At 68.1% G+C, this 3637-nt stretch carries 6 protein-coding genes; 1 reads left to right on the top strand and 5 read right to left on the bottom strand.

The annotated features are described in order from the left end of the window. The 3 genes from AB0958_RS44790 to AB0958_RS44800 form a co-directional block, all read right to left on the bottom strand. The coding region (locus AB0958_RS44790; RefSeq protein WP_366896237.1) for a putative T7SS-secreted protein at window positions 1-797 on the bottom strand (797 nt) is incomplete at its 3' end. Window positions 798-1137: 340 nt separating this feature from the next. After that, window positions 1138-1455 carry a hypothetical protein gene (locus AB0958_RS44795; RefSeq protein ID WP_366896238.1) on the bottom strand — a complete coding sequence of 106 codons (318 nt, stop codon included), beginning with the start codon at window positions 1453-1455 and terminating at the stop codon, window positions 1138-1140. Window positions 1456-1568: 113 nt separating this feature from the next. Continuing rightward, window positions 1569-2216: a hypothetical protein gene (locus tag AB0958_RS44800; RefSeq protein WP_366896239.1), complete on the bottom strand. Its 648-nt coding sequence runs from the start codon at window positions 2214-2216 to the stop codon at window positions 1569-1571. 78 nt (window positions 2217-2294) lie between these two features. Between AB0958_RS44800 and AB0958_RS44805 the strand changes: the two genes are divergently transcribed. Next, window positions 2295-2642 carry a hypothetical protein gene (locus AB0958_RS44805; protein WP_366896240.1) on the top strand — a complete coding sequence of 116 codons (348 nt, stop codon included), beginning with the start codon at window positions 2295-2297 and terminating at the stop codon, window positions 2640-2642. A gap of 147 nt (window positions 2643-2789) precedes the next feature. On the opposite strand, the gene AB0958_RS44810 is transcribed toward AB0958_RS44805, so the two are convergent. Together AB0958_RS44810 and AB0958_RS44815 are read right to left on the bottom strand one after the other, a co-directional pair. Then, window positions 2790-3017, bottom strand: coding sequence for a DUF397 domain-containing protein (locus AB0958_RS44810; protein ID WP_366896241.1), 228 nt, complete (start codon window positions 3015-3017; stop codon window positions 2790-2792). Then, window positions 3014-3637 (bottom strand): DUF5753 domain-containing protein (locus AB0958_RS44815; protein WP_366896242.1); only part of this gene is annotated, 624 nt, incomplete at its 5' end. The genes AB0958_RS44815 and AB0958_RS44810, both read right to left, overlap by 4 nt.

Consider the following 3637-nt stretch of genomic DNA (forward strand, 5'->3'; position numbering starts at 1 on the left):
ATGGGCCCGCCGATGATCATCGCGATGATCCCGACGACCGCCACGACCACCTTGCAGACGGTGACGATGGTGTCCCAGTTGTCCTCGAACCAGTGACCGACGTCCTGCCACCAGTGCCGGTTCGGGATCCCCGCGTCGGACGCCTCGTCGATCTTCCGCTTCGCCTCACCCGCCGCGTCGTCCCGCATCTTCCGGGCGTCCTCGGCCATCTTCTTCGCGGCGTCGAGGGCGCTCTGCGCGGAGGTGACGTCCGACTGGGCGTTGGTGTGGGCGGACTTGGTGCTCTGCACGTCCCGGGTGGCCGCCCGCACCTTGCCCTCGTCCGGCTTGTCGGCGTCCGACGTGCTGCCGGTGGGGTCGTCCTTGTACTTGTCGGCTTCCTTCGTCGCCCGAGTGACCCAGGAATCGGCCGAGGAAAGGCGGGACTTGGCGGAGGAGAGGTCGGACTGCGCCTCCTTCGCCTTGGCGAGGGCCTTGTCCGCCAGCGCCTGCGCGCGCTCCAGCTTGGGCCAGTAGTCCGCGAGCGCGTCCCCGCACAGCTCGTAGGACTTCTTCAGCTTCTTCAGGTTCTTCGGAACGTCCTTGAACTGCTCCTTGAACACCTCCGCCGACTTCCCGGCCCACTGCAGAAGAGCGTCCTCGCCGGCCATGCCCTTGACCAGACGCAGCGCGTCGGAGACGTCGTCCGCGAAGGTGTGGAGCTGTGCGGCGAGGGTGCGCACGCGCTGCGGGTCGCCGGGGGTGGGGTCCTTGTCGAGGTCGAGTGGATGCCAGTCCGCCGGTCGGTACCCCGCCATGTCCCCGCAACCCCCGTCGCGTACGCCCCGTCAACAAGCCTGTGCACACGCGAACTTACAAGGAACGGCAGTTCGAGGTGAAGCCCAGCGAGTCAGGCTCACAACGCGATCAGGCGGTAGGCCAGAGCCTGGTCCACCAATTCCTCGGCCGTGAGCTCCGGGTCCGAGTAGTAGATCAAGTCGCTTACCCGGGGATGCAGGACACTCTGCTTCAGCTCCTCCAGCAGTGCGTCATGTTCCCGCTCGGGGATGGCGCGTCCATGATCTGCTGAACCAGCAGAATGAGTTCGTCAGGGGTTTTCGAAGGCACGCAAGCATCCTCTCGGCTCAGCCGAAGTGTTCAGCGAAGGCGGCGTCCACGCAGGATCCGCCGGCCGCCCTCGACCGCGTCCGTGCACCAGTGCACCAGTGCACCAGTGCACCAGTGCACCAGCGTGCCGCGCACGGTCACGTCCACGCACCGACGCTTGAACCAAGGTGGCAGTTCCCGGAACGGCACCAAGGTGAGTGTGTCGCCGATCGCGTCCGCGGCCGGAGCGCCCGGCCCCTCGGCGCGCAGCGCGGCGAACAGCTCCGGGGTGAGTCGGCGGTTGAGGCGGGCCGCGGTGCCCGCCGCGGTGCAGGCGTACCCCCGCTCCCCCGGGTCCGGGAGTTTCATCGCCCTCACGATCCGAGGGGTCGCCGCCTCCAACGGGCAGTTGAGAGCCGGCCCGATCACCGCCGTACCGAGACGATCCTCGCCGCTCTCCCAGTCCGTGAGGACCGGTCCGCTCAGTCCGCGAAGCGGAACGTCGACGTGATCGCGTCGAAGATGTCGAAGAAGGAGTCGGCGAGGTCGAGGACCTGGCTGCTGCCGGCCACCAGTGCGACCTTGCCCTCCTGGCCGGGGACCGGGATGAAGGTCTGCATCAGGACGGCGCGGATGGTGCGGCCCAGGCTGTCCTCGGGGATCGGGATGTCCTCGATGCCGTACGTCCGGGCGGCGGGACCCACGCCGGGGATGTCGACCGTCGTCACCTTGCGCCAGGAGTCGCCCTCCCGGTGGGCCTCCTTGGGGGCGAGCTGGGCGGCGATGGCGGCCGGATCGTTGGAGAGCGGAGCACCCTCGCGGGTCCGGCCGCCGACCAGCGACACCGTGACCGACCCGGTGATCGGGGTGTCGCCGCCGAAGCTCTCCGCCATGCAGCCGCAGTACATCGCGCCCGACTTCCAGGCGTCCGCCGCGGACTTGCGCAGGAAGCCGATGTACGTGTCCCGGTACTGCGCCAGCTCCGGGTACTGGGCGACGCGCTCGTTCACCATCCGCCGGATCGAGTCGTCCCGCGACTCCGGCCGCACGTCGAACTCCCACCACGACTCCGGCACCTTGATCCGGAAACCGCCGCGCTCGATGGTGAGCGTCTCCATGTAGCGCGCCATGCTGTACGCCGCCCCCGTCCGATGATCTGATATACGGTGCGGCCCAGACTACGAGATGCGCGAACGAGGGACGGTCACGTGGGCAACGGCAAGAGCGACCTCGCGATACCGCTCAGCGAGCTGGAGGACTACGGCCGCAAGCTGCGCTCCATCAAGGAGCGCCTCAACCACACCAAGAAGATGTTCGAGTCCTACCAGGACGACGTCGGCAGCAGCACGGTCTACAACGCCCTCGACGACTTCGAGTCCAACTGGCACGACGGCCGCGAGGACATCACCAAGCAGATCGATTCGCTCGCCGACATGTCCGACACCGTGGTCCGCGAGTTCAAGAAGCTGGACGACGACCTCGCGAAGAAGGCGAAGGACGCGGTACGGCCTGAGGGTCAGCAGCAGCAACAAGGCGGCGGGAACAAGGCGGAGTAGACCGCGTCCTCCGCGCACAGGCTCACGCCACCCCGGACACCGCACTGCTCATCATCGACGTGCAGCGCGCCCTGCTGAAGGACGCCCATGACGGCGAGGCGTGCCCGGGCAGGGTCGCCGACCTCGCGGAACGGGCGCAGGCGTACCTCACTCCCCGGCGGCGGCCGCGTGGGAGAGGAAGGCCGTCCAGGTGGCGGGCGGGAAGGTGAGGTGGGGGCCGCGGGACGGGGTCGCGGTGTTCTTGGAGTCGCGGATGTGGACGGTGGCGGGGCTGACGGCGACTTCGACGCAGGAGTCGCCTTCACTGCCACTGCTGTAGCTGCTCTTGAACCACGTCAGACCGGAGGCGTCCTCGGCCGTGGTCGTGCGGATCATGTCTCCCCCAGCAGTTGTTCGATGAAGGCCGTCGACTCACGTGGCGTGAGCGCCTGCGCCCGGATGATGCCGTACCGCAGTTCAAGGATACGGAGCTGCTTCGCATCGGACACCGGTCGGCCGTTGGCCACTGCTACCGAACGCCCCACTGCCGAGCCGTCCTCGGACTTCAGCACCTCGATTCCGCCGTCGACCCCCGCGTGCTCCTCGCGGTCCATGGGCATCACCTGAAGCTCGACGTTCCGCAACTGCGCGGCTTCCAGCAAGTGTTCGAGCTGCTGACGGAGCACCGCCCGCCCGCCGAGCGGACGCCGAAGCGTCCACTCCTCCAGAACGAAGCTGAGTTCGGGTGCCGGGTCACGATCGAAGACGGCCTTACGGGCCACACGCGCGGCAATGAAGCGCTCCACCTCGTCCCCGCTGTACGCCGGACGACGCATCAGGAGCAGCCGTCGCGCGTATTCGGGTGTCTGCAACAACCCGTGGATGTGGAGCGGGTCGTAGAGCTGGAGCTCGACCGCCCTCGGATGGCGTCCCGCTTGGTGGTGTAGCCGATCAAGGCCGGGGCGTGCGCCCGGGGCGTGTGCTGATGAGGATTCCGCTCCCTGCCCAGCAGGCGG

Source organism: Streptomyces sp. NPDC006655 (assembly GCF_040703965.1).
Taxonomy (GTDB): domain Bacteria; phylum Actinomycetota; class Actinomycetes; order Streptomycetales; family Streptomycetaceae; genus Streptomyces.